Origin of the sequence: Fibrella rubiginis (genome assembly GCF_017353185.1) — a bacterium.
Lineage (GTDB): Bacteria > Bacteroidota > Bacteroidia > Cytophagales > Spirosomataceae > Fibrella > Fibrella rubiginis.
Map to the genome: position 1 here is coordinate 12671 of NZ_JAFMYV010000014.1, position 22160 is coordinate 34830.

Consider the following 22160-nt stretch of genomic DNA (forward strand, 5'->3'; position numbering starts at 1 on the left):
GCCACACAATTGCTATCTTTGCAGTCCTTTTTGTAAAGGAGGCCTTCAGTGACCGGCATAGTTACTAAAAGCCTATTCATTTTTAACCTAAAGTCTATTTGTCATGACCCGGCAGGTGGATGTATGAGTGGGTCAGGTAAAACTATTTTATGAGCAAATCGCAGCAGACTGCAAACTTGCCCGAATTTGATTGGGATCGGGCAGACAACAAAGGGTTCGGTAGCGGCTATTCCGCCGCAGAGCGGGAGAGCATGGAGCAGATGTACGATGGTACACTGACCGAAGTAAATGAGAAGGATGTTGTGTTAGGAACGGTTGTAGGGATTACAGACCGCGAAATCCTGCTTAACATCGGCTTTAAATCGGACGGCCTGGTGCCCTCATCCGAATTCCGGGATCTGCCTGACCTGAAAGTTGGCGATCAGGTCGACGTGTACGTTGAAAATCAGGAAGACCCCAACGGGCAACTGGTGCTGTCGCGCAAGAAAGCCAAAGTAATTACTGCCTGGAAAAATATCCAGAAAGCCCTCGACGACGATCTGGTCATTGACGGATTCGTGAAGCGTCGTACCAAAGGTGGTCTGATCGTTGACATCTATGGTGTCGAAGCCTTCCTGCCCGGTTCGCAAATTGATGTGAAGCCTATCCGTGACTTCGACATCTATGTGGGCAAGAAGATGGAAGTGAAAGTGGTGAAAATCAACTACGCCAATGACAACGTAGTAGTTTCGCACAAAGTCCTGATCGAAAAAGATCTGGAGGCACAACGCGCGCAGATCCTGAACAACCTCGAAAAAGGGCAGGTGCTGGAAGGCGTGATCAAAAACATGACCAATTTCGGTGTATTCATCGACCTGGGTGGTGTAGATGGTCTGTTGCACATTACCGATATCTCGTGGGGCCGTATCAGCCACCCGTCAGAAGTGCTCAACCTCGATCAGCGTGTAAACGTGGTGGTGTTGGATTTCGACGAAGAGAAGAAGCGTATTTCGCTGGGCATGAAGCAACTTCAGGCTCACCCTTGGGATGCTCTCACCGAAGACATTCAGGTTGGCTCACGTGTGAAAGGCCGCATTGTGAACGTTGCCGATTACGGTGCTTTCCTCGAAATCATGCCGGGTGTAGAAGGTCTGATCCACGTATCGGAAATGTCATGGTCGCAGCACCTGCGTAATCCACAGGAATTTTTGAAAGTGGGCGACGAAGTGGAAGCAGTGGTGTTGACACTCGACCGTCAGGACCGGAAAATGTCATTGGGCATTAAGCAACTCTCGGCTGACCCCTGGACGCGCCCAGACCTGACCACTAAATATGCGGTAGGTAGTCGCCATACGGGTATTGTACGTAACCTGACCAACTTTGGTCTGTTCCTTGAACTGGAAGAGGGCATCGACGGTCTGGTACACGTGTCAGATTTGTCATGGACCAAGAAGATCAAGCACCCATCAGACTTCACCAAAGCAGGTGAAAACCTCGACGTGGTTGTGCTTGAGCTGGACGTTGACAACCGTCGTTTGGCTTTAGGCCACAAGCAGCTTGAGGAAAATCCATGGGATACGTTTGAAGATACCTTTACCGTTGGTTCTGTTCACCGTTGCACTGTCTTGTCGAAAAACGACAAGATGGCCACGCTGGAACTACCTTACGGTATCGAGGGCTTCTGTACTCTGCGGAACCTGGCTAAGGAAGACGGCACGTTTGCCGAAGTGGGCGAATCACTTGACTTCCGCGTAACTGAGTTCTCAAAAGAAGACAAGCGGATTATGCTGTCGCACACTCGTACCTGGCAGGAGAGAAGCGAGCCTGCATCGGCCAACAAAGAAGCAAAGCCAAAAGCAGCTAAAACTGACAAAGCTCCTGCTGCTCCGGCCGCACAGGGTGATCAGCGTGGTGCTACCCTTGGTGATCTCGATGCGCTGGCCGCGTTGAAAGAGCAGATGGAAGGCCGCAATTAAGTTGCTGAAGCTTACATATAAGCGAATTTGATAGGAGCGTTTCCCGGCATAAAGTTGGGAAACGCTTTTGTCGTTAAGGGGTAATGGACTACCTTTGTCCTGTTAACGAAAGGTTCCGTGGCCGAGTGGCTAGGCTCAGCTCTGCAAAAGCTGCTACAGCGGTTCGAATCCGCTCGGAACCTCCCTGTTTTCAGAAGCCGTCATCGTCTGTTTTGCGATGGCGGCTCTTTTTTTAGATAAAATTCCGGGAACTTTTTAGCCTATTACAAGTCGATATTGTTTACTACCCAAGTAGGCTATAGCCAAAACAAAAACCCCTTTAAAATAGCTTTGAAGCGGCTTTTGTATTGTGGCAATCGTGGCTTACTTTTGTGGGCCAATGCTTTACGGAGGCACATCATGCAAGTAAATAAAGATCATAAATCATTCGTTATGAGCCGTTTAGGTAGGTTTTGCGGAGCATTTGCTCTGGCGACGACTCTGTTAGTCAACGGAGGTCAAGCTAATGCGCAGGACTCGTCGGCAGCACAAGGTGGGGGCGGGCCAGCAGTGGCCGCAGCAGCACCCGCCGCCGGAGGTGGAGGTGACATAGCAAAGGGAAAAGAACTCTTTACTAATAACTGCCAGCAGTGTCACAACACTAATGAAGTAGCCTTGGTAGGACCAGGTCTAAAAGGAGTTCGTCAACGGACCCCTGGAGCCGAATGGCTTCACAAGTGGATCCGTAATTCGTCGACGGTCATCGCCTCTGGCGACCAATACGCCGTTAAGATCTACAATCAGTTCAACAAAACGCAGATGTCTTCTTTTCCGAATCTGACGGATAAGGACATCGATGGCATTCTGGATTACATCGATTCGGAAAATGCCGGGCCGAAGGCAGCTGCTACAGGAGGCGATAATAAGACCACCCCAGGCGCACAAACAAACGGCGATAGCACACCTTCTGCTTCGTCAGGACCTTCTGAGTTGTTCACGCTGGTACTGGTTGCCCTACTCGTTGTCATGCTCCTCGTCTTAGGCGTGTTGTTTGTTATCGTAAACATTCTGTCTAAGGCTGTTAGTCCGCAGGCCGTTGGCATTGATCAGACAGTAACGACAACCCCGCTGGTACAGCGTTTACGTCAGGGTCTGACCAATACGGTTAACAACTCAACAGTTCGTTCGGTGGCTATTTGGCTCTTCCTGTTTGTTGCAACCAAGATGTCGATTGATGGCTTGTATTCAATTGGTATTCAGCAAGGTTACGCCCCGAAGCAGCCGATTGCTTACTCGCACAAATTACACGCCGGTCAGTATAAGATTGACTGTAATTATTGCCACACGGGTGTGAACAAGGGCAAATCAGCCACGATTCCGGCAGCCAACATCTGTATGAACTGCCACGGTGTGATCAAGAAAGAGTCTCCCGAGATTCAGAAGATATACGCGGCCATTGAGAACAATCAGCCTATTGAATGGATTCGGGTGCACAACTTGCCAGATCTGGCTTACTTCAACCACGCTCAGCACGTAAATGTGGGTAACGTTCAATGCCAAAGCTGTCATGGTGAGATCCAGAAGATGGAAGTAGTTGAGCAGCGGTCATCTCTGACCATGGGCTGGTGTATTGATTGCCACCGCAAAACGGAGGTTAATTCTAAAGACAATGCCTACTACGATAAGCTTGTTGCTCTGCACCGCAAAGAGTCGAAAGAACCGCTAAAGGTGGCCAATATTGGCGGTCTTGAGTGTTCGAAATGCCACTATTAATCTCTCAGCCCAACCACAGTGATTTTCTGGTTGGAACAATTGCTATATGGAACAAGTAACCAAGCGGTACTGGAAGGGTGTTGAGGAACTGCGCAACGACGCAACCTACGTGAAGCATGCACAGTCAGAGTTTGTTGAGCCGTCGGCCAACGACCTGCAAAGCATTTTCGACGGTTCAAACGCTCCCCGCCGTGATTTTTTGAAAACGATTGGTTTCGGTATGGCTGCTGTGTCATTGGCCGCCTGCGAAACGCCTGTACATAAAGCCATTCCGTATCTTAACAAACCGGAGGGTACATTTCCGTCTATCTCAGATTATTACGCATCGACGTATACAGACGGAGGTGAATACGCCAGCATTTTGGTAGAAACACGAGAAGGTCGCCCTATCAAGATTGAAGGTAACCCATTATCTAGTGTAACAAAGGGTGGAACAACAGCTCGTGTGCAAGCTGCTGTATTATCGTTGTATGACATCGACAAGCTGAAAGGCGCTAAGCGTGGTGGCAATGATATTACGTGGGAAACTGCCGATAAAGAGATTACAAACCAATTGGCTGCAATTGCAGCTAAAGGTGGTGCGATCCGGCTGGTAACGTCAACCATTATCAGCCCATCAACCAAAGCAGTTATTGCTGACTTTGCCGCGAAGTACCCTACTGTAAGGCACATTATGTATGATGCAAATTCGGTGTCAGGTATAATGCAGGCCAATCAGCTTTCGTTTGGTCGTCCGGTTGTGCCTAGCTACGATTTCAGCAAGGCAAAAACCATTGTCAGTATCGGCGCCGATTTCCTCGGTACCTGGATTGCGCCATTAAACTACATGAAAGATTACGCCAAGACGCGTAAGATTGGTGCTGTAGGAGGAGGCAATAAACAAATGTCGCGTCATTATCAGTTTGAGACAATTCTGTCGATGACTGGCTCGAACGCAGACTACCGTGGAACATACAAACCTTCGCAGGAGGGATTGGTTGTTGCCAGCCTGTATAATAAGGTAGCTGCCAAGTTGGGTGCTGCGCCTATCAGCGCACCAGCCGTAACAATACAGTATCTGGACAAAGCTGCCGCTGACTTGATTGCCTCACGTGGCCGATCACTGGTCGTAGCCGGCTCAAACGACCCAAACGTTCAGGTAGTCGTTAATGCGCTTAACAACTTGTTGGGTAGCTATACGTCAACAATTAATCTGGCCGTGGCAGTCAATACCCGTCAAGGGAACGACCAGCAAATGAACGCTTTTGTGAATGAGCTGAAAGCGGGTCAGGTGCAAGGCGTCATGTTCTTTGCTGCTAACCCGGTTTATGACCATCCACGTGGTGCTGAGATAGCTCAGGCATTGGCTAAAGTGCCTCTGTCTATCTACTTTGGCGATCGCGCAGACGAAACAGGTTCATTAACAAAGTACATCACCCCAACTCCTCACTTCTTGGAGTGTTGGAATGATGCAGAGCCTGTAACTGGCCATTATAGTCTGACACAACCAGCGATTACCCATATTTTCAAGACTCGTCAAATGCAGACAAGTTTACTGACGTGGGCTGGTTTGCCGAATGATTACCAAGAGTATGTGAAGCGTCAGTGGAAAGCGAACCAGTTTCCAAAGGCAACCGGTTTCGCCAGTTTTGACGCTTTTTGGATCAAGGCTCTCCATGATGGTGTCTTTGAACCTACAGCAATGCCAGCTCCCGTTGCCGCTAGCTTTGCTGGTGACGTAGCAACTGCTGGAAATGCTATTGCTCAGCGGTATAAGCCAACTACCGGTATGGAAGTGGCTTTATATGAGAAAGTAGGCATTGGCACAGGCTCGCAGGCTAATAACCCCTGGTTACAGGAGTTTCCAGATCCAGTCTCTAAAGCTTGCTGGGATAACTACGCTGCCGTTTCGCAAAAGACCGCGGCTGATTTGGGCGTTGAGCAAAGCGAGATGGTGAGTATCGACGTAGCTGGTAAAACAGTTGAGTTACCCGTCTTAATTCAACCAGGTCAGGCGGATCAGACGGTAGCTGTCGCGATTGGCTATGGCCGCACAAAGTCGGGACGTTGCTCTGACGGAGTTGGTCAAAACGTTTACCCGTTGGCTAGTCTGGCTGGTGGCTTTGTATCGATGAGCGCGGTCAACGCAACCGTAGCCAAGCGTAGTGGTCGGCATGAAATTGCTCAGACGCAGACGCACGAAACGGTAATGGGCCGCAAGGCAGTGCTTCAGGAGGGTATACTGGCTCGTTATCAGAAGAACCCCCGCGAAGGTCGCTATGAACCAGAAGTAGAAACATCAAAAGGTCCGGTGCACGCCACCGACATTACACTCTGGCACGGCTATGGTAAACCTAACCACTCGTGGGGTATGGTCATTGACCTTAACTCGTGTATTGGTTGTGGCGCCTGTGTAGTGGGTTGTATATCAGAAAATAATACACCTACTGTTGGCCGTGAAGAAGTGCTTGCCCGGCGCGAAATGCACTGGATGCGGATTGACCGTTATTACAGCAGCGACGCCGAACCAGAAAAAATGGGTGCCATTGCTGGATATAAAGCGCTGGAAGTAGCTTCTGCTAATCCAGAGGTGACGTTCCAGCCTATGCTATGCCAGCACTGCAGCAACGCTCCCTGTGAAACAGTTTGCCCTGTTTTGGCAACGACGCATAGCACGGAAGGGCTAAACCAGATGACGTACAACAGGTGTATTGGTACACGTTACTGCGCCAACAACTGCCCCTACAAAGTGCGTCGTTTCAACTGGTTCAAGTACCATGATGAAGACAAGTTTGATTACCAGTTCAATAATGATCTGGGTAAAATGGTCATCAACCCTGACGTTACGGTTCGGTCGCGTGGTGTGATTGAAAAGTGTTCGTTTTGCGTACAGCGTATTCAGGAAGGCAAGTTGACAGCTAAGAAAGAACGTCGTCGTCCTTTGCCAGACGAAATTCAATCGGCTTGTGCCCAGGCTTGCCCAACAGACGCTATCATTTTTGGTGATATGAACAACCCGGAGAGCACAATCTCGAAGGTATTGAGTACAGAGCTAAACGAGCGAGCCTTCCACGTGCTGGAAGAAATTAACGTTCGGCCACAAATCGCTTACCTGACAAAGATTCGTAACAAAGACGAAGGGCCTAAGCAGGAAAGCACTCAGGAAACAGTTTCGTAAGCATCAACGTACTAACTGATTAAAAGACAATAAAATGCATATCACTTCAGCCGTACGTACACCGCTGGTATCTGGCGGTAAGACATATGCCGACGTTACTGAGGACGTCTGCAGGCAGGTAGAAGGCAAGCCCACTCGTGAGTGGACGATTGCTTTTACGATCTCTGCTTTGGTACTGGTTTATGGCTCTGCCTGTGTCTTCTACACATGGTGGGAAGGTCTCGGCGTTTGGGGGCTGAACAAAACGGTTGGTTGGGCCTGGGATATTACCAACTTCGTATGGTGGGTAGGTATCGGTCACGCTGGCACACTCATCTCAGCTATTCTGTTGCTGTTCCGTCAAAAATGGCGGACCTCAGTTAACCGGGCTGCAGAAGCAATGACCATTTTCGCGGTAGTATGCGCGGCCATGTTCATCTTCATGCACATGGGCCGTCCGTGGATGGCTTATTGGGCGCTGCCACTACCAAATACCTTCGGCTCATTATGGGTGAACTTCAAATCGCCACTGGTATGGGACGTGTTTGCTATCAGCACTTATTTCACGGTATCACTTGTGTTCTGGTACATGGGTCTTGTGCCTGATTTGGCTACGATCCGTGACCGTGCCCGTAGCAAAGTGAGCCGATACATTTACGGGGCGTTATCGCTCGGATGGAATGGATCAGCCAAAACCTGGGCTCGTTATGAGTACATGAGCCTGATTCTGGCTGGTATCTCTACGCCATTGGTGCTTTCGGTGCACACTATCGTAAGTATGGACTTTGCCACGTCGGTAATTCCGGGTTGGCATACTACCATCTTCCCTCCATATTTTGTAGCTGGTGCTATTTTCTCTGGCTTCGCGATGGTGCAAAACCTGATGCTGATCATCCGGGTCGTGTTCAAATTAGAAGATTACATTACAACTGAACACATCGAGTCGATGAATAAGATCATCACCCTCACAGGTTCAATTGTGGGTGTGGCTTACATCACCGAGTTCTTCATTGCCTGGTATTCAGGCAGCGAGTTTGAAAGCTACGCATTCATCAACCGGGCATCAGGTCCGTACTGGTGGGCTTACTGGGCTATGATGACGTGCAACGTTATCTCGCCACAGCTATTCTGGTCAAAGACAATCCGTACTTCTGTTGTTTGGACGTTTGTGCTGTCTGTGGTTGTGAACATCGGTATGTGGTTTGAGCGGTTTGTAATTATTGTAACATCGCTACACCGCGATTACCTGCCATCGAGTTGGGCTATGTTCCACCCAACTCTGTTCGACATCAGCGACTACATTTTCTCGTTTGGTTTATTTTTCACGCTCTTCCTGCTATTTGCCAAGTTCCTGCCTGTAGTCAATATGGCTGAAGTGAAAGCCATCATCAAGTCATCATCAGAAAAGCTGCCACAATCGGTGTCTGGTGTGGCTAAAGGAGAGCGCGTGACAAACCCAACGTTCAACAAAAACGTCGATTAATTTTTAGACTATATGGCAACGCCAGTAAATAGTAAGTTTTTGGTCGGCATTTTCGATGACGACGATGTAGTGCTTAAAGCGGTACGGGAAGTTCGGGAATCTGGCGTTCGGATTCATGAGGTGTACACGCCGTTTCCAATTCACGGGTTGGACGTAGCATTGGGTCACCCTCGTTCACGCCTGGGTATTGCTGCCTTCATGTTCGGGTTAACAGGGTGTATTACTGCATTATTGCTGATGTCATACACCGAAAAGTTTGACTGGCCAATGGTTGTGGGTGGTAAAGACTCGTTTTCATTTCCGATTTACATCCCGATTACGTTCGAGCTAACAGTGTTGTTCACCGCTTTAGGAATGGTGGCAACGTTTATCATCTCAAACAACATGGGTCCTACGGTTAAGCCGTTGATGTTTGACCTGCGGACTACCGACAATAAGTTTGCTATGGCCATTGATCTGGAAAAGAACTCACTGCAGGAAACAGCAATCGAGTCTATTTTGAAGCAGTCAGGCGCCGCTGAAGTAAACGTTAAGCAGTTTTAAGAAAAGATCATGAAGTTTAATCACATAGCTCTTTTAGCGATAAGTGCTTTCGGTACGTTGCTGGTAAGCTCATGTGGAGATAGCCACAATGACACTGGGACGCAATATGCACCCCAGATGTATGATGCTGTTGGTTATGAACCATATAGGCAGGTAAGAGCAAATACTATCAATCCTTATGGATTGAATATGCGTGACCCAGCCCGTGGTACTGTAGCGCGGCCAAATTATCACACAAGCTTTGGTAAGGGTGATAGCGTAACAAGGGATTTAATGATCTACAATATCCCCAAAGACAGCATTGCCATTGCAGAACGCACACTGGTGAATCCTATAGCGTTAACAGATGCCAGCCTCGACGAAGGTAAAGTACTGTACGGTCGCTATTGCATCCATTGCCATGGCGAAAATGGCAAAGGTGATGGCTTAGTAGGTAAGGAATATAAAGGTGTTCCCAACTACTCGGTAGGAGACTATAAGACGATGAATGACGGGCATATTTTCCACGTCATTACACATGGTAAAGGGCGGATGTGGCCACACGGTTCACAGATGACCCCTGAGGAACGCTGGAAGATTGTGCTGTATGTTCACAAACTTCAACAGGGTTAAAAGATCAAGTCAAACAGCCTCAATCTGTTCAAGCATATTGGGGCTTTTTTCAACAGTTAAAATTGTCGGTAATGGCATCAGTACACGCGATACCTTCTTTAGATGAACAATACGAATTCACAGCCGAAGCAAAGCGGCGGTTGATTATCGGAGGCGTTGTTGGCGTCGCTTTGGTTGCAATTGGATCATTCTTACTCGCATCGGGTGTGGGCGAACACGCTCATGAAGCTGTACAAGGTCATGGTCTGAGCGAAGGTCATGAAGGCGCGCATGGCCATTACACCTGGATGACTCGCTTTTGGGCTAATGTGTGGGTAAACAGCGTGTACTTTACGGGTATAGCTGTTGCTGGCATGTTTTTCCTGTCGTATAACTATCTGGCGCAAGCTGGCTGGTCGTCAGTGATCAAGCGTATACCAGAAGCGATGCCTGCATTCTTGCCCGTGATGGGTATTATCATGCTCGCCACTTTCCTTATTGCTGGCCATGATTTATTTCATTGGACACATGCAGAGCTGTATGTAAAAGGTGGCGAAGGGTATGACCCAATCATTGCTGGAAAGAAAGGCTTTCTGAATACGCCGTTCTTTTTAGGAAGAATGATCTTTTATTTCGTCTCTTGGTACTTCCTCTGGCGCATCCTGCGTAACTATTCACTTCAGGAAGACCTAAACGGCGGTACAGAATACTACTACAAAAGCATGAAATTTGGCGTGGTATTCCTTGTGATATTTGCTGTGACCTCATCGACTGCTGCCTGGGACTTGATCATGTCTATCGACACGCATTGGTTTAGCACTATGTTTGGTTGGTATACGCTAGCCAGCTGGCACGTAGCAGGCCTGGCTACAATGACACTGGTAGTGGTAATGCTGAAAGAGCAAGGTTACCTACAGGCTGTGAACCAAAGCCATTTGCATGACTTGGGTAAATTTATCTTTGCATTCAGCATCTTTTGGACATACGTGTGGTTTGCTCAGTTTATGCTGATTTACTACGCCAATTTGCCCGAGGAAACCATCTACTACCGTGAGCGTTTCAGCGGTTATGGGGGTATCTACCTAGCACCATTTTTTGTTAATCTATTCTTAAACTTTGTCTTTCCGTTCCTCGTTCTCATGACAAGGGATGCGAAACGCACGACTGTTCTGTTGAAGGTAGCTTGCTGGGGTGTTCTTGTTGGTCACTATTTCGATTTCTACACGAACATCATGCCAGGAACGGTTGGCGAGCATGGGGGATTTGGTCCTATTGAGTTCGGTATGATCCTGATTTTTGCTTGTGCATTTATCTGGTCTGTATCGACACAGTTGACCAAAGCAAATTTGATTGCTAAGAACCATCCGCTGCTTGAAGAAGCATTGCACCACGACATTTAGACTTTATCTAAATCACGTTATCACATGGTATACATCGTAGGACTTCTCTCGATTGTCTTTCTCGCTCTTGCCTTTATGGTGTTCGGTCGGCTGACCAACGTAATGAAGGGTGTAAGCACCCCTGAAGTGGGTGAAGAGCAGTATGGCACTACAAGCAACAAACTCAACGGAGCCATGTTTATGGTCTTCCTTGTATTGGGAGTTATTGCTGCCACCTGGTCGTTTGTTCACTCGACCCAGTACTTTTTACCAGAAGCTTCTTCTGAACACGGTCGTCGTACAGACACTCTGTTTTGGGTGTCTATGGCCATTGTAACAGGGTCGGCTCTTCTGACAAATATTTTCCTGTTCTACTTTGCGTTTAAGTACCAGTACAAGAACGGTAGGCGGGCAACATACTATCCAGAGAACCACAAGCTGGAACTGTATTGGACTGTTACGCCAGCCGTTGTTATGGCTTTGATGGTGTTTACTGGCTGGCAGGCATGGCGCGACATCATGTCGGAGGCGCCTGCTGGTGCACAGGAGGTTGAACTGATAGGGAAGCAATTTAACTGGATTGCCCGTTACCCTGGTATTGATAACAACAAGCTTGGCAACTACAACTACAAGCTAATTGACAATAACAACGATACTGGAATTGACTTCTCTGATGAGAATGCCTTCGACGATTTTACGAATACAACTGAATTACATATTCCAGTTGGCAAGCCTGTGCTGATTCGTATCCGGGCACGTGATGTGTTGCACAGTGTGTTTATTCCGCATATGCGTGTGAAGATGGATGCGGTACCAGGTATGCCAACGCGTTTCTGGTTTAAACCTGAGAAAACTACGGAGCAGATGCGCAACGAGACAGGCAACCAGGCGTTTAAGTACGAGATTGCTTGCACGGAAGTATGCGGTCGTGGACACTTTTCAATGAAAATGAATTTAGTTGTTGAAGACGAAGATTCATGGAAAAAATGGTGTGCAGAGCAAAAGCCTTTGTTGACATCATATCCTGAATATGCATCACGAATCCCTTCTAATCTGAGAGCCAAAGCTGCAAAATATTTGCCAGCAGCAGATAGTACGGCTACAGCTTCGGCGGGTGGTGCTGCTACCGCTGGAAATGCTTCTCTTCGTTAACGGTCCAACTAAAGACAACAACACTAATTATGGCAACTGAAAGCGCTGTCTCGACTCTATCGGTTCATGACGCCGAGCATGACCATCATGAAGAATTAAGCTTCTTGCGGAAGTATGTTTTCGCAGAAGATCACAAAACAATTGCCAAGCAGTACTTGATTTCTGGTATCATTTGGGCAATCATTGGTATATCTTTTTCGGTTATCTTCCGGCTTCAGTTAGGCTTTCCCCAATTAAAGCTGGAGTTTCTGCGCCCACTTATCGGCAACTGGATTGACGAGACGGGTAAACTCTCGCCAGACTTTTACCTAGCTCTAGTGACAATGCACGGCACCATCATGGTGTTTTTTGTGCTGACTGCCGGTCTAAGTGGTACATTCAGTAACTTCTTGATTCCGTTGCAGGTAGGTGCTCGTGATATGGCATCAGGCTTCCTGAACATGCTATCTTACTGGTTTTTCTTCTTGGCCAGTATGCTCATGTTCGTATCTCTGTTTCTTGAGACGGGTCCTGCCGCGGGTGGTTGGGTAGTGTATCCGCCATTGAGTGCACTGCCACAGGCACACATGGGTTCGCAAATGGGTATGACATTGTGGTTGTCCAGTATGGCCCTGTTTATCGTGTCGCAGTTGCTAGGTGGTATTAACTACATCACTACAGTTATCAACCTACGTACCCGTGGTATGTCGTTTAGCAAATTGCCGCTGACAATTTGGGCATTTTTCCTAACGGCGATCCTTGGTTTGATTTCGTTTCCAGTGCTCTTGTCGGCAGCGTTGCTGCTGATTTTCGACCGTAGCTTCGGTACCAGTTTCTTCCTCTCTGAGATCTATGTAGCTGGTGAGGCGTTACCGAACGTTGGAGGTAGCCCAATTTTGTTCCAACACCTGTTTTGGTTCTTGGGTCACCCTGAGGTTTACATTGTTATGTTGCCAGCTCTGGGAATCACCTCAGAAATCATTGCCACGAATTCTCGTAAGCCAATCTTTGGTTATCGGGCTATGATTGCATCCATGATGGGTATCGCTTTCCTGGCGTTTATAGTATGGGCGCACCACATGTTCGTGACAGGAATGAACCCCTTCCTCGGATCGGTTTTCATGTTCCTGACATTGATTATCGCTGTGCCCTCTGCTGTGAAGGCGTTTAACTACATCACTACGCTTTGGCGGGGTAATATCCGGTTTACGCCGGCTATGCTATTCTCGATTGGACTGGTGTCATTCTTTATCTCAGGAGGTGTAACAGGTCTTATTCTCGGTAACTCAGCACTTGACATTCAACTGCATGACACATACTTCGTTGTCGCTCACTTCCACCTGGTAATGGGTGCTTCATCGGCGTTTGGCTTGTTGGCTGGTGTTTACCACTGGTTCCCGAAGATGTTTGGCCGTATGATGAATGAGAAGATGGGCTATGTTCACTTCTGGATGACGTTTATCGGTATTTACTGCATTTTCTTTCCAATGCATTATATCGGTATAGCTGGTTTCCCTCGTCGTTATTACGCTTTCACGTCGAATGACTTCACAAAGAATATCTTCCAGGACATGAACTCGTTCATTAGCATCATGGCTGTGATTACGTTCTCTGCTCAGTTCCTGTTCTTGTACAACTTTGTGTATAGCTTGATCAAAGGCAAAAAAGCAACACAGAATCCTTGGCACTCAAACACCCTGGAGTGGACGACGCCAGTTGTACCAGGTCATGGTAACTGGCCGGGCGAGATTCCCGCTGTATATCGTTGGCCTTATGATTACAGCAAGCCGGGCGCCAAAGATGACTTTATTCCTCAGAACGTGCCTTACTCTGCTACGCCAGAATCAAATCTTCCGCATGAGAATGAGTTGATTTCGCTGGAAAAAGCGATCGAAGCACAAAACTATAATGACCAGTTTAAGCAACCTCATTAATGAGCGTTCGTTCAGGCGCCTGGCGCTCCTAACTGTTCTGTCTGTTTTCTTATTGATTTTGGTAGGCGGAATAGTTAGGAGTACAGGGTCTGGAATGGGTTGCCCAGATTGGCCTAAGTGTTTTGGGCAATGGGTTCCCCCAACTGATGTCTCTGAGCTGCCAGCTAATTACCAGCAGATATACGCCCATCGGGGTTATAAGGACGTCCAGTTCAACGTCGCAAAGACTTGGACAGAGTATTTGAACAGATTATTGGGCGCCCTGATAGGCGTATTCATCTTTCTAACTTTTGCAGCTTCTATTAAAGCCTACTGGCGGCGGGATCGCCCCATTGTAGGCTTTAGTTTTTTGGCTTTTCTGTTAGTTGGCTTTCAGGGGTGGCTGGGCGCAAAAGTAGTGTCCAGTGTATTATCGGGTTGGCTAATTACGCTACACATGCTGTTGGCCATCATCATTGTTGGTGTTTTGCTATATGTAGCAACCAGGAGTCAGGCTCACATATATCGATTCGGGCAGACAACGGCTAAACCTAGTGTGTATCGGTGGATATGGATTAGTAGTGGTCTATTACTGTTTCAGATACTACTCGGTACCCAGGTCAGAGAAATGGTTGATGAAGTGGCCAGCCAGTTGGGTCAGCAACAGCGATACATGTGGGTGAGTGAGCTCGGGATAAGATTCTATGTTCACCGAACTTTCTCGCTGGTGGTTTTGGCTAGTCAACTAGCCTGGATTCTCCCGTTTTTGCGAAATAATACTGCAAAAGGGGCCGCGACAACACTAGCATCCTTTGTTGTTGGTCTCATCTTAATAGAAATAGCAACGGGAGCAATCATGGGCTATTTCGCTATTCCAGCCTGGGCACAGCCTGTACACCTTACACTAGCGGTAACTGTACTTGGATTCCAGTTTTTAGTCATTCTGTTGCTTTATGCGAATCGGCTTTTGCCTGATTCATATAAAGACACGAGCGAGATGCTACGTGCAAACACACCTACGTTATGAGCACACCCCTGGAAGTAGCTACTGAGCAGCGCCCTAAACCTGTGCTTAGGCCCTGGTGGTATACGTACTTTGAGTTGCTCAAATTCAGGCTATCGTTTCTGGTTGCGTTCTCTGGCGTGTTAGGCTACATGATGGGTGCAGAACGACCTTACTCACTTTGGTTAATGGCGTTATTTAGTATCAGCGGGCTACTAGTAACAGGCGCCGCTAATGCTGTGAATCAAGTGCTTGAAGTAGAATTCGACCGGCTCATGCAACGTACAGGAGACCGTCCTTTGCCATCTGGACGGCTAAGCAAACAGAAAGCCCTGATCTTTGTTGCTGTAACCTTGTTTATTGGACTGTTTATTCAAACGAACAGCTTCAACCCGCTTACAGCAGGTGTTTCGTTCGTTTCCTTTTTGCTGTATGGGTTTGTATACACGCCGCTCAAGCGCGTTGGTTCAATTGCAGTCTATGTAGGGGCAATACCTGGTGGACTGCCTCCACTGATTGGCTGGATTGCAGCGACGGGTACCGTCAATGGTGAAGCATGGTGGCTTTTCGCTTTGCAATTCGTCTGGCAGTTTACCCACTTCTGGGCTGTTGCCTGGGTGTTGGATAATGATTACGCGAAAGCTGGTTTCAAGCTTTTACCTCTAAAAAGACCTCCATCTAGTCGCACGGCATGGGTGATTCTATTGTTTACAATATGGCTATTACCACTAGCTTTAGTACCCTATGAAATGGGTTATACAGGGGTTGTGTCTAGTATCATTGCAACTGTGATGGCCGTTGTTTTAGTAGTATTCAACATAGCCTTGGTACGAAACCCAACAGTTGCCACCGCTAAGCGACTTATGTTTTCAGCATTTGCCTATTTACCGATTGTTCAAATCGCGTTTGTTATAGATCGCGTCTGACATGAAAGAGGAAACAGAAGAAATAAAATGGCTCGAAGAAGAGCCGGAAGAAACACTTTCAGTAAACCCCAAGCGGTTTATACTGTGGTTGTTTATTGTGAGCATACTGATGCTGTTTGCTTCCTTTACCAGTGCCTATCTGGTGCGTAGAGCAGAGGGAAACTGGCTCGACTTTGTTATGCCATCCGTGTTTGCCTACAGTACAGGTGTTTTGATTGTCAGCAGCATTACAATGCACTGGGCCTATCTGGCTGCCAAAAAAGACAATTTCAATGCGCTCAGGATAGCGATTACCATTACTTTTGTGCTTGGAATGATATTCCTGTACATGCAGTTCCAGGGATGGGTTGAATTAGTAAGGAACGACGTTTATTTCGTTGGTAACCCGGCCGGTTCATTCATCTATGTGTTTACGGGTATGCACGCGTTCCACCTTATATCCGGACTGATTGTGCTTGTCTTTGCTTTGGTGGCCGCGTTTCGTTTACGAATACACGCTAAGTCACTCGACCAGATACACATTGCAACCGTTTACTGGCATTTTTTGGACGTGCTCTGGCTTTACTTGTTTTTCTTTTTACTCTATTTCCATTAATACGTTTAAAATCGCATGGCGGCTACAGCAGCAACAACTGACGAGTCAGTAGTATTTGACAAGAAAGCGTGGATGGGCGGCGTTGAACCGATGAACGCCAGCTATGGTAAGCTGATGATGTGGTTCTTCCTAATCTCAGATACGTTCACTTTTTCTGCCTTATTGGTGACTTATGGCCTTATTCGGTATAGCTATCCGGCCTATTCGCCAGAAATCAACGGGGTTCCTTTTCATTTCTCGAACACATACTGGCCTGTACCTGATCATGTGTTTAATGCGCTTCCGTTCCTGCATGGCCTCAACGCGCCACTGATTTTTGTGGGCCTGATGACGTTCATCCTGATTTTCTCATCTGTTACAATGGTACTTGCCGTTGAGGCTGGACACCGGCGTGACCGGCGGGATGTGGAAAAATACATGCTTTGGACTATTCTTGGCGGGTTTGCTTTCCTGAGTAGCCAAGCTTGGGAATGGTCACACTTTATTCATGGAACGGAGGAAGGTAGCACTATTCGCGAGCTGGTGGCTGGCCAATGGGTACAGCACACTATTTTCGGTGCTAACCTGGCCGAGAATCAGTATGGCCCGCCTGCATTTGCCGACCTGTTCTTTTTTATAACTGGTTTCCACGGTACACACGTTTTCTCCGGTGTGCTGCTGAATATTCTGATCTTCTACCGAACGTCGACGGGCATGTATGACCGTCGGGGTAGCTACGAAATGGTTGAGAAGGTTGGGTTATACTGGCACTTTGTTGACCTAGTCTGGGTCTTTGTGTTTACCTTCTTCTATCTGGTTTAATTCATTTGTCGTCATGGCCAATACCCCATACACTGATAATCACGGCGGAACAGACGTTGCTCCACCACCTGCCAATACCAAAATAATCTGGCGCACATTTATCATCCTGTGCATAATAACCGCGTTTGAGTTCCTGATTGCCTTTACGATGAAGGCTGGCTACCTCCGGGTGTCCATCTTTGTGGGAATGACCATTATCAAGGCATTCTACATTGTTGGTGAGTTTATGCACCTGAAGCACGAAGTGAAAAGCCTGATATGGTTTATCCTTTTGCCAGTCATCTTTGTTATGTGGTTGTTACTAGCGTTAATGTATGAAGGTGGCTCCATTTTCATGAGCAGATAAATATGGCTTCATTTCGAAAGGCCGGGATCCTCTTCTTCGTGTTGATGGTCCCGGCTTTGTCGTACATAATCTACCGGTTTGGTACGACCAATTACTACACACTGCCTCGCTTTATTCCAGTCATCGATTCGACTACAAATGAACCTGTCATGCATAAGGTGACAGATCAATTTGGTGAACGAACTGACACCTTGTTTCGGAAAGTGCCGGGCTTTAAGCTGACCGACCAGGACGGCAAACCCGCTACAGAGGCTTTAAGAAAAGGCAAGATCCATGTTGCCAATTTCTTCTTTACCCGTTGCGGCACTATCTGTCCTAAGATGAACACTAACCTCTCGCGGGTGCAGGATATCTTTAAAGACCGAAACGATCTGGTGTTCTTGTCATTCAGCGTAGATCCCATCAATGACAAACCCGCCGAATTGACCGCCTACGCTAAACGAATGCATGCGCTGCCCGGTAAATGGTATTTTTTGACCGGCGATAAAGCTCAGATTTATAACTTAGGACAACACGGGTATTTCCTGCCCGTAGTTGATCATGGGGTCAGCTACGGCTCACCCGACGAAACTTTTATCCACAGCGAAAAGTTAGTTTTAGTAGACAAGGAAGGTATTATCCGTGGCTTCTACGACGGTACTGACAAGAAAGACATTGAACGTCTGACGTTGGAAATCAGGGTATTGATTGACGGCTATAACAAGCAGGCTTAACGTATGGAAACTGCCGAGTTAGTAAAAAGTGACCGCAATGCTAATCGATTCATCAACATCGTTTCCATTGCTGTGCCGGTAGTTGTTGCGTTAATGCTTGGTATCCGGCAGAAGTTCGATCTGGGTAGTTGGACTACGTATCTGCCCCACATCAACGGGGTAATCAATTCTATCACTTCCGTACTGCTCGTTGTTGGTTATTACTTTATTCGGCAAAAGAACGTAGCTGCTCACCGTGCTACGATGCTGGCTGCGTTTACACTAGGGGCCTTCTTTCTCATTGGTTATGTTTTGTACCACATCTCAAATCCGTCTACGTCGTTTGGTGGTCAGGGATGGATTCGGCCAGTGTACTACTTCCTGCTTATTTCCCACATTACGTTGTCGGTAGTGGTGCTCTGGTTTGTATTGAGGGCCGTGTACTTCGCGCTGACGAAGCAATTCGTGTTGCATAAGAAAATGACACGCTGGGCCTTACCGATTTGGCTATATGTCAGCACAACCGGCGTGATCGTTTATCTGATGATCAGACCATATTACAATCATTAATAAATCACAACAGGCTATGAAAAAGTGGACTTGGGCCGCAGTAGTAGGACTACTTCTGTTGGCAGGCCCTGATGTTTTCGCACAATGCGCTATGTGCCGTGGTGTAGTAGAAAGCACCGTCAGCAATGGCCGTAGTGTAGTTGCTTCAAACTTAAATTTTGGTATTCTGTACCTTTTGGCCGCACCGTATCTGATCGTGGCTACGGTTAGTTATCTGTGGTATCGTACCAGCAAAAAAGAACATGGCCAACGTCTCAAAATTGCAAGCCGTGTCCGCGGGGCTATGTCCTAGATGTCGGCAGGGCAAAATATTTAAAACGGCGCTCTACAATCCTGTTGGGTTTGGTGAGATGAACGAATTCTGTCCACACTGTGGACTACGGTTCGAGATAGAACCGGGTTATTTCATTGGTGCAATGTATGTCAGCTATGCGTTTTCAGGTGGGCTGGCGCTTATATTAGGCTTCGCTCTTTTTTACCTGTTTAACAATCCGCCGGGTTGGGTATATGCGTTGGTTGTATCCATTGGTGTGATAGTCATTTCAACCATCAATTTTAGATTGTCGCGGGTTATTTGGCTGCACTATGTGGCGGGTATTCCCTACGATCCAGCGATCTGAAGGCTGCCTTACAGTTATGAAAATCCTGACGGTTACGTCAGGATTTTTTTTGTGCTGTGCAACCTAGAAGCAAAGTAGCCGCATCTTCATACCAAATGCTTCGCTGAATGGCACTCACTATACCACATTATCTGACGGAAAGCCGATTGGTTGCCGCCCTGCAACAGCAGGAGGCCCGTGCACAGCGTGTGGTATATGAACGGTATGGGAGTCGGATGCTGGCCGTTTGCATGCGGTATGTAGGCAATCATGACGACGCAGAAGAAGTGCTTATTGACGGATTTATGCGCGTCTACAACCGGATCGGTCAGTTCAGGGGTGACGGTAGTTTTGAAGGCTGGATGCGGCGGGTAATGGTAACCGAATCGCTGATGTACTTAAGGAAAAACAAAGCCTGGCGACAGGAACAACCGCTTGACACCATCACCGTTGAACCCGATTATGAATGGGCCGACGCTAATCTGCAAAGCGAAGATCTGATCAGGTTGGTAGCGCAGCTCCCCGACGGCTACCGCACCGTATTTAATCTCTACGCTATTGAGGGATATAATCACGCCGAAATTGCCGAGTTGACTGGCATCAGTGAAGGCACCTCAAAATCACAATTATCACGTGCCAGGGCCTTGCTTCAGCAAAAGGTCCGCAACATGGAAACAGGATATAAGACAGCTAGCCACTATGGAAAAGCAGCCAATAGATGACCTTTTTGCCCGGAAATTGCGCGAAGCCGAACTGCCTCCCAGTCCGGACGCATTCAGCCGATTGCAGAGCCGGATGAGTACTGCCCCATTGCCCGTTACCAGACGGCGGGTTGCCATCTGGTGGTATGGTGCCGCCGTGGCAAGCTTACTGCTGGTTACGCTGTTTTATTACCGAAATAGTCTACTGCCTGATCCTGTAGCGAAAAAGCAACCGCTAGCACAAATAAAAGCAAGCCAAGCCGCCGTGCCAGCCAATGATGCTCAATCAGCACCACTTGTAACTAATGCCGGAAAGCACGCAAATCCATCCAGAATCAGTACGACTAAACCAGTCACCGAAGCAGCACATGAGCAGAGTAAGCCCATAATAGCTATGGCTGCAAAGCTGGAAGCTGGCAAAAATGAGATAAGGTCAAGTATGCCTTATCCTGGAAATAATACCCATGAAGTCATAAGTCCTGTTCCTGTCTCACCCGTTCCTCAAGTTGAATTAGCAAAAAACGGGTCTATCCCTTCGTCGACCAATTTGTCAAAACCTATTGAGGGAATACAGACATCCCCCACAGCAGCCCACCAATCAGATCAGCAACGCGTAGTTGTGATGACTATTGAAGAGCCAAAAGCTGCCGCACCAATTGTGGCGCTACAGCCTGCCCAGGTGGAATCTACCTCACAGGTACAATCAGGAAGTCTGGCAGGCTTGTTGGCTAAAGTAAAGCAGTTGAAAAATGGTGATGCCTTGGCCCGCGTCACCCCTGCAAAACGCCCTGTCGATTCGCGGAGCCGTATTAGCCGCGTGTTTGAAGGCATGAAAGAAAGTCTTAAAAACGAAACCACCCTTGAGTAATGAAAACGCTGACTATCCTCATCTGTCTACTGAGTGCCCAAGTGGCAAAGGCCACGAGTACTCCTGCTGATTCACTTATCATTCGCTTCGGAAAAGCCTCACGTGTTGCTATCTATGCACCAACGAAAGACCGGCTTAAAGAGATTGCCAAGTATGATCTAAACCGCATTGTCAACGATATGGTCTCGAAGCTTGATTCGGTACCCGAAGGACAGGTGTATGCAGTCAATGAACAAAACGGCAAACGTTATCTCCGCGATACCCTGATCGTGGTGGAGAAGTCGGGCGGCAGCGTGACCGTCACCGTAAAAAATAACGAACCATCAGATTCGACAAATAGCTACAGCAATGAACGGCGCATTTACAAGTCCCGCAGAAACAGAAACAGAAGTATGTCGAGCAGCAATTGGCGGGTAAGTACTGACTTTCACTTCGGCTTAAATACATGGGTTGGCGGCCCAACTACGCCAAAATACAACGGAGCTTCGTATGAGCTTGACCCACTTGGGTCGCGTTACGCTGCGTTTAGCTTCACACAAAACCCCGCCATCATACGTAACAACAAATTGAAAGTAAGCATCCGCTATGGCTTGCAGGTGGCATGGAACAATTTCATGTTTCAGGAAAATGTCAAAGCTGAGCGTGGCCCCGACGCTGTGACGTTCTCCACGTACCCCACCCATCTAACCAAGAGCAAACTCACTGTCTGTAACCTCGAACTGCCCGTGGTTCCTCAATTTTCAATTTATAATAACAGCCGCAAACGGGCTTTTAACATCGGCTTGGGTGGATTTGTAGGTTACCGTCTCGACAGTTATACCAAGATTAAGCAGGACAATGGTGACAAGTTTCACGACCACGGCAGTTTTTATCTGAACAACCTCCAATACGGTTTACAGGGTAATGTAGGTATAGCCAATCTGAATTTCTTTGTTAAATACAACCTGAATAACAGTTTCCAAGAAGGCAGAGGTCCTGCCATAAGGCCTCTTAGTTTTGGTATCACCATCTAAGGCTGGACGAGCGAATCAGCTAATCTTTTAACCAAAAGAGGCCCTTGCTACATTGGCAAGGGCCTCTTTTGGTTAAAAGGCAAGAATTTTTTAGCTCTGCTGTTGACAACGGACAAAAACAGCGTAATTTTGCAACTCCAAACTGAGATACGGGGCGGAAAGT

21 protein-coding genes and 1 tRNA gene are annotated in these 22160 nt (G+C 47.6%); all 22 read left to right on the forward strand.

Annotation, left to right across the window (positions count from 1 at the left end; translation table 11 throughout):
• Nucleotides 1-149: 149 nt before the first annotated feature.
• Nucleotides 150-1955, forward strand: a complete 1806-nt coding sequence (gene rpsA, locus J2I47_RS22630; protein ID WP_207366898.1) for a 30S ribosomal protein S1 — start codon at nt 150-152, stop codon at nt 1953-1955.
• A gap of 111 nt (nt 1956-2066) precedes the next feature.
• Nucleotides 2067-2137: transfer RNA gene (locus J2I47_RS22635), tRNA-Cys, on the forward strand.
• Nucleotides 2138-2354: 217 nt separating this feature from the next.
• On the forward strand, nt 2355-3707 hold the full coding sequence (locus J2I47_RS22640; RefSeq protein ID WP_229374889.1) for a c-type cytochrome: 1353 nt from the start codon (nt 2355-2357) through the stop codon (nt 3705-3707).
• Between the two features lie 46 nt (nt 3708-3753).
• Nucleotides 3754-6864, forward strand: a complete 3111-nt coding sequence (locus J2I47_RS22645; RefSeq protein WP_207366899.1) for a TAT-variant-translocated molybdopterin oxidoreductase — start codon at nt 3754-3756, stop codon at nt 6862-6864.
• Nucleotides 6865-6898: 34 nt separating this feature from the next.
• Entirely contained in the window at nt 6899-8326 is a 1428-nt protein-coding gene (gene nrfD, locus J2I47_RS22650) for an NrfD/PsrC family molybdoenzyme membrane anchor subunit (RefSeq protein WP_207366900.1), read from the forward strand.
• A 12-nt stretch (nt 8327-8338) separates the two neighbouring features.
• Nucleotides 8339-8869 carry a DUF3341 domain-containing protein gene (locus tag J2I47_RS22655; protein ID WP_207366901.1) on the forward strand — a complete coding sequence of 177 codons (531 nt, stop codon included), beginning with the start codon at nt 8339-8341 and terminating at the stop codon, nt 8867-8869.
• A gap of 9 nt (nt 8870-8878) precedes the next feature.
• Nucleotides 8879-9481, forward strand: coding sequence for a c-type cytochrome (locus tag J2I47_RS22660; protein WP_207366902.1), 603 nt, complete (start codon nt 8879-8881; stop codon nt 9479-9481).
• Nucleotides 9482-9552: 71 nt separating this feature from the next.
• Complete coding sequence (locus tag J2I47_RS22665) at nt 9553-10860, forward strand: quinol:cytochrome C oxidoreductase (RefSeq protein WP_207366903.1); 1308 nt, start codon at nt 9553-9555, stop codon at nt 10858-10860.
• Nucleotides 10861-10884: 24 nt separating this feature from the next.
• Nucleotides 10885-11991: a cytochrome c oxidase subunit II gene (locus tag J2I47_RS22670; RefSeq protein ID WP_207366904.1), complete on the forward strand. Its 1107-nt coding sequence runs from the start codon at nt 10885-10887 to the stop codon at nt 11989-11991.
• A 29-nt stretch (nt 11992-12020) separates the two neighbouring features.
• Nucleotides 12021-13904 (forward strand): cytochrome c oxidase subunit I, encoded by a 1884-nt coding sequence (locus J2I47_RS22675; RefSeq protein ID WP_207366905.1) that lies wholly within the window; start codon nt 12021-12023, stop codon nt 13902-13904.
• On the forward strand, nt 13879-14910 hold the full coding sequence (locus tag J2I47_RS22680) for a COX15/CtaA family protein (RefSeq protein WP_207366906.1): 1032 nt from the start codon (nt 13879-13881) through the stop codon (nt 14908-14910). The genes J2I47_RS22675 and J2I47_RS22680 overlap by 26 nt, the downstream gene beginning before the upstream one ends.
• On the forward strand, nt 14907-15812 hold the full coding sequence (gene cyoE / locus J2I47_RS22685; RefSeq protein WP_207366907.1) for a heme o synthase: 906 nt from the start codon (nt 14907-14909) through the stop codon (nt 15810-15812). Before J2I47_RS22680 ends, cyoE begins: the two co-directional genes overlap by 4 nt.
• 1 nt (nt 15813) lies before the next feature.
• Nucleotides 15814-16407, forward strand: coding sequence for a cytochrome c oxidase subunit 3 (locus J2I47_RS22690; RefSeq protein ID WP_207366908.1), 594 nt, complete (start codon nt 15814-15816; stop codon nt 16405-16407).
• A 15-nt stretch (nt 16408-16422) separates the two neighbouring features.
• Nucleotides 16423-17208, forward strand: coding sequence for a cytochrome c oxidase subunit 3 (locus J2I47_RS22695; protein ID WP_207366909.1), 786 nt, complete (start codon nt 16423-16425; stop codon nt 17206-17208).
• Between the two features lie 13 nt (nt 17209-17221).
• A complete protein-coding gene (locus J2I47_RS22700) occupies nt 17222-17554 on the forward strand; it encodes a cytochrome C oxidase subunit IV family protein (protein ID WP_207366910.1) in 333 nt (110 codons plus the stop codon).
• A gap of 2 nt (nt 17555-17556) precedes the next feature.
• On the forward strand, nt 17557-18267 hold the full coding sequence (locus J2I47_RS22705; RefSeq protein ID WP_207366911.1) for an SCO family protein: 711 nt from the start codon (nt 17557-17559) through the stop codon (nt 18265-18267).
• Between the two features lie 3 nt (nt 18268-18270).
• Entirely contained in the window at nt 18271-18816 is a 546-nt protein-coding gene (locus tag J2I47_RS22710; RefSeq protein WP_207366912.1) for a DUF420 domain-containing protein, read from the forward strand.
• Between the two features lie 16 nt (nt 18817-18832).
• A complete protein-coding gene (locus tag J2I47_RS27090) occupies nt 18833-19108 on the forward strand; it encodes a CAMCR motif-containing small membrane protein (RefSeq protein ID WP_229374890.1) in 276 nt (91 codons plus the stop codon).
• Complete coding sequence (locus J2I47_RS22715) at nt 19059-19436, forward strand: DUF983 domain-containing protein (RefSeq protein WP_207366913.1); 378 nt, start codon at nt 19059-19061, stop codon at nt 19434-19436. The genes J2I47_RS27090 and J2I47_RS22715 overlap by 50 nt, the downstream gene beginning before the upstream one ends.
• A 107-nt stretch (nt 19437-19543) precedes the next feature.
• Entirely contained in the window at nt 19544-20137 is a 594-nt protein-coding gene (locus J2I47_RS22720; protein WP_207366914.1) for an RNA polymerase sigma factor, read from the forward strand.
• Nucleotides 20115-20984 (forward strand): hypothetical protein, encoded by an 870-nt coding sequence (locus tag J2I47_RS22725; RefSeq protein ID WP_207366915.1) that lies wholly within the window; start codon nt 20115-20117, stop codon nt 20982-20984. The genes J2I47_RS22720 and J2I47_RS22725 overlap by 23 nt, the downstream gene beginning before the upstream one ends.
• Nucleotides 20984-21997: an outer membrane beta-barrel protein gene (locus tag J2I47_RS22730; protein ID WP_207366916.1), complete on the forward strand. Its 1014-nt coding sequence runs from the start codon at nt 20984-20986 to the stop codon at nt 21995-21997. The genes J2I47_RS22725 and J2I47_RS22730 overlap by 1 nt, the downstream gene beginning before the upstream one ends.
• The last annotated feature ends 163 nt before the right edge of the window (nt 21998-22160 follow it).

What these genes read in the sequence shown, in the direction of transcription:
- J2I47_RS22660 (WP_207366902.1), top strand. Translation starts at nt 8,879, where the DNA reads ATGAAGTTTAATCACATAGCTCTTTTAGCGATAAGTGCTTTCGGTACG.
- J2I47_RS22680 (WP_207366906.1), top strand. Translation starts at nt 13,879, where the DNA reads ATGACCAGTTTAAGCAACCTCATTAATGAGCGTTCGTTCAGGCGCCTG.
- J2I47_RS22675 (WP_207366905.1), top strand. Translation starts at nt 12,021, where the DNA reads ATGGCAACTGAAAGCGCTGTCTCGACTCTATCGGTTCATGACGCCGAG.
- J2I47_RS27090 (WP_229374890.1), top strand. Translation starts at nt 18,833, where the DNA reads ATGAAAAAGTGGACTTGGGCCGCAGTAGTAGGACTACTTCTGTTGGCA.
- J2I47_RS22730 (WP_207366916.1), top strand. Translation starts at nt 20,984, where the DNA reads ATGAAAACGCTGACTATCCTCATCTGTCTACTGAGTGCCCAAGTGGCA.
- J2I47_RS22645 (WP_207366899.1), top strand. Translation starts at nt 3,754, where the DNA reads ATGGAACAAGTAACCAAGCGGTACTGGAAGGGTGTTGAGGAACTGCGC.
- J2I47_RS22670 (WP_207366904.1), top strand. Translation starts at nt 10,885, where the DNA reads ATGGTATACATCGTAGGACTTCTCTCGATTGTCTTTCTCGCTCTTGCC.
- J2I47_RS22715 (WP_207366913.1), top strand. Translation starts at nt 19,059, where the DNA reads ATGGCCAACGTCTCAAAATTGCAAGCCGTGTCCGCGGGGCTATGTCCT.
- J2I47_RS22695 (WP_207366909.1), top strand. Translation starts at nt 16,423, where the DNA reads ATGGCGGCTACAGCAGCAACAACTGACGAGTCAGTAGTATTTGACAAG.
- J2I47_RS22720 (WP_207366914.1), top strand. Translation starts at nt 19,544, where the DNA reads ATGGCACTCACTATACCACATTATCTGACGGAAAGCCGATTGGTTGCC.
- J2I47_RS22655 (WP_207366901.1), top strand. Translation starts at nt 8,339, where the DNA reads ATGGCAACGCCAGTAAATAGTAAGTTTTTGGTCGGCATTTTCGATGAC.
- J2I47_RS22710 (WP_207366912.1), top strand. Translation starts at nt 18,271, where the DNA reads ATGGAAACTGCCGAGTTAGTAAAAAGTGACCGCAATGCTAATCGATTC.
- J2I47_RS22700 (WP_207366910.1), top strand. Translation starts at nt 17,222, where the DNA reads ATGGCCAATACCCCATACACTGATAATCACGGCGGAACAGACGTTGCT.
- J2I47_RS22640 (WP_229374889.1), top strand. Translation starts at nt 2,355, where the DNA reads ATGCAAGTAAATAAAGATCATAAATCATTCGTTATGAGCCGTTTAGGT.
- J2I47_RS22725 (WP_207366915.1), top strand. Translation starts at nt 20,115, where the DNA reads ATGGAAAAGCAGCCAATAGATGACCTTTTTGCCCGGAAATTGCGCGAA.
- cyoE (WP_207366907.1), top strand. Translation starts at nt 14,907, where the DNA reads ATGAGCACACCCCTGGAAGTAGCTACTGAGCAGCGCCCTAAACCTGTG.
- J2I47_RS22665 (WP_207366903.1), top strand. Translation starts at nt 9,553, where the DNA reads ATGGCATCAGTACACGCGATACCTTCTTTAGATGAACAATACGAATTC.
- J2I47_RS22690 (WP_207366908.1), top strand. Translation starts at nt 15,814, where the DNA reads ATGAAAGAGGAAACAGAAGAAATAAAATGGCTCGAAGAAGAGCCGGAA.
- rpsA (WP_207366898.1), top strand. Translation starts at nt 150, where the DNA reads ATGAGCAAATCGCAGCAGACTGCAAACTTGCCCGAATTTGATTGGGAT.
- nrfD (WP_207366900.1), top strand. Translation starts at nt 6,899, where the DNA reads ATGCATATCACTTCAGCCGTACGTACACCGCTGGTATCTGGCGGTAAG.
- J2I47_RS22705 (WP_207366911.1), top strand. Translation starts at nt 17,557, where the DNA reads ATGGCTTCATTTCGAAAGGCCGGGATCCTCTTCTTCGTGTTGATGGTC.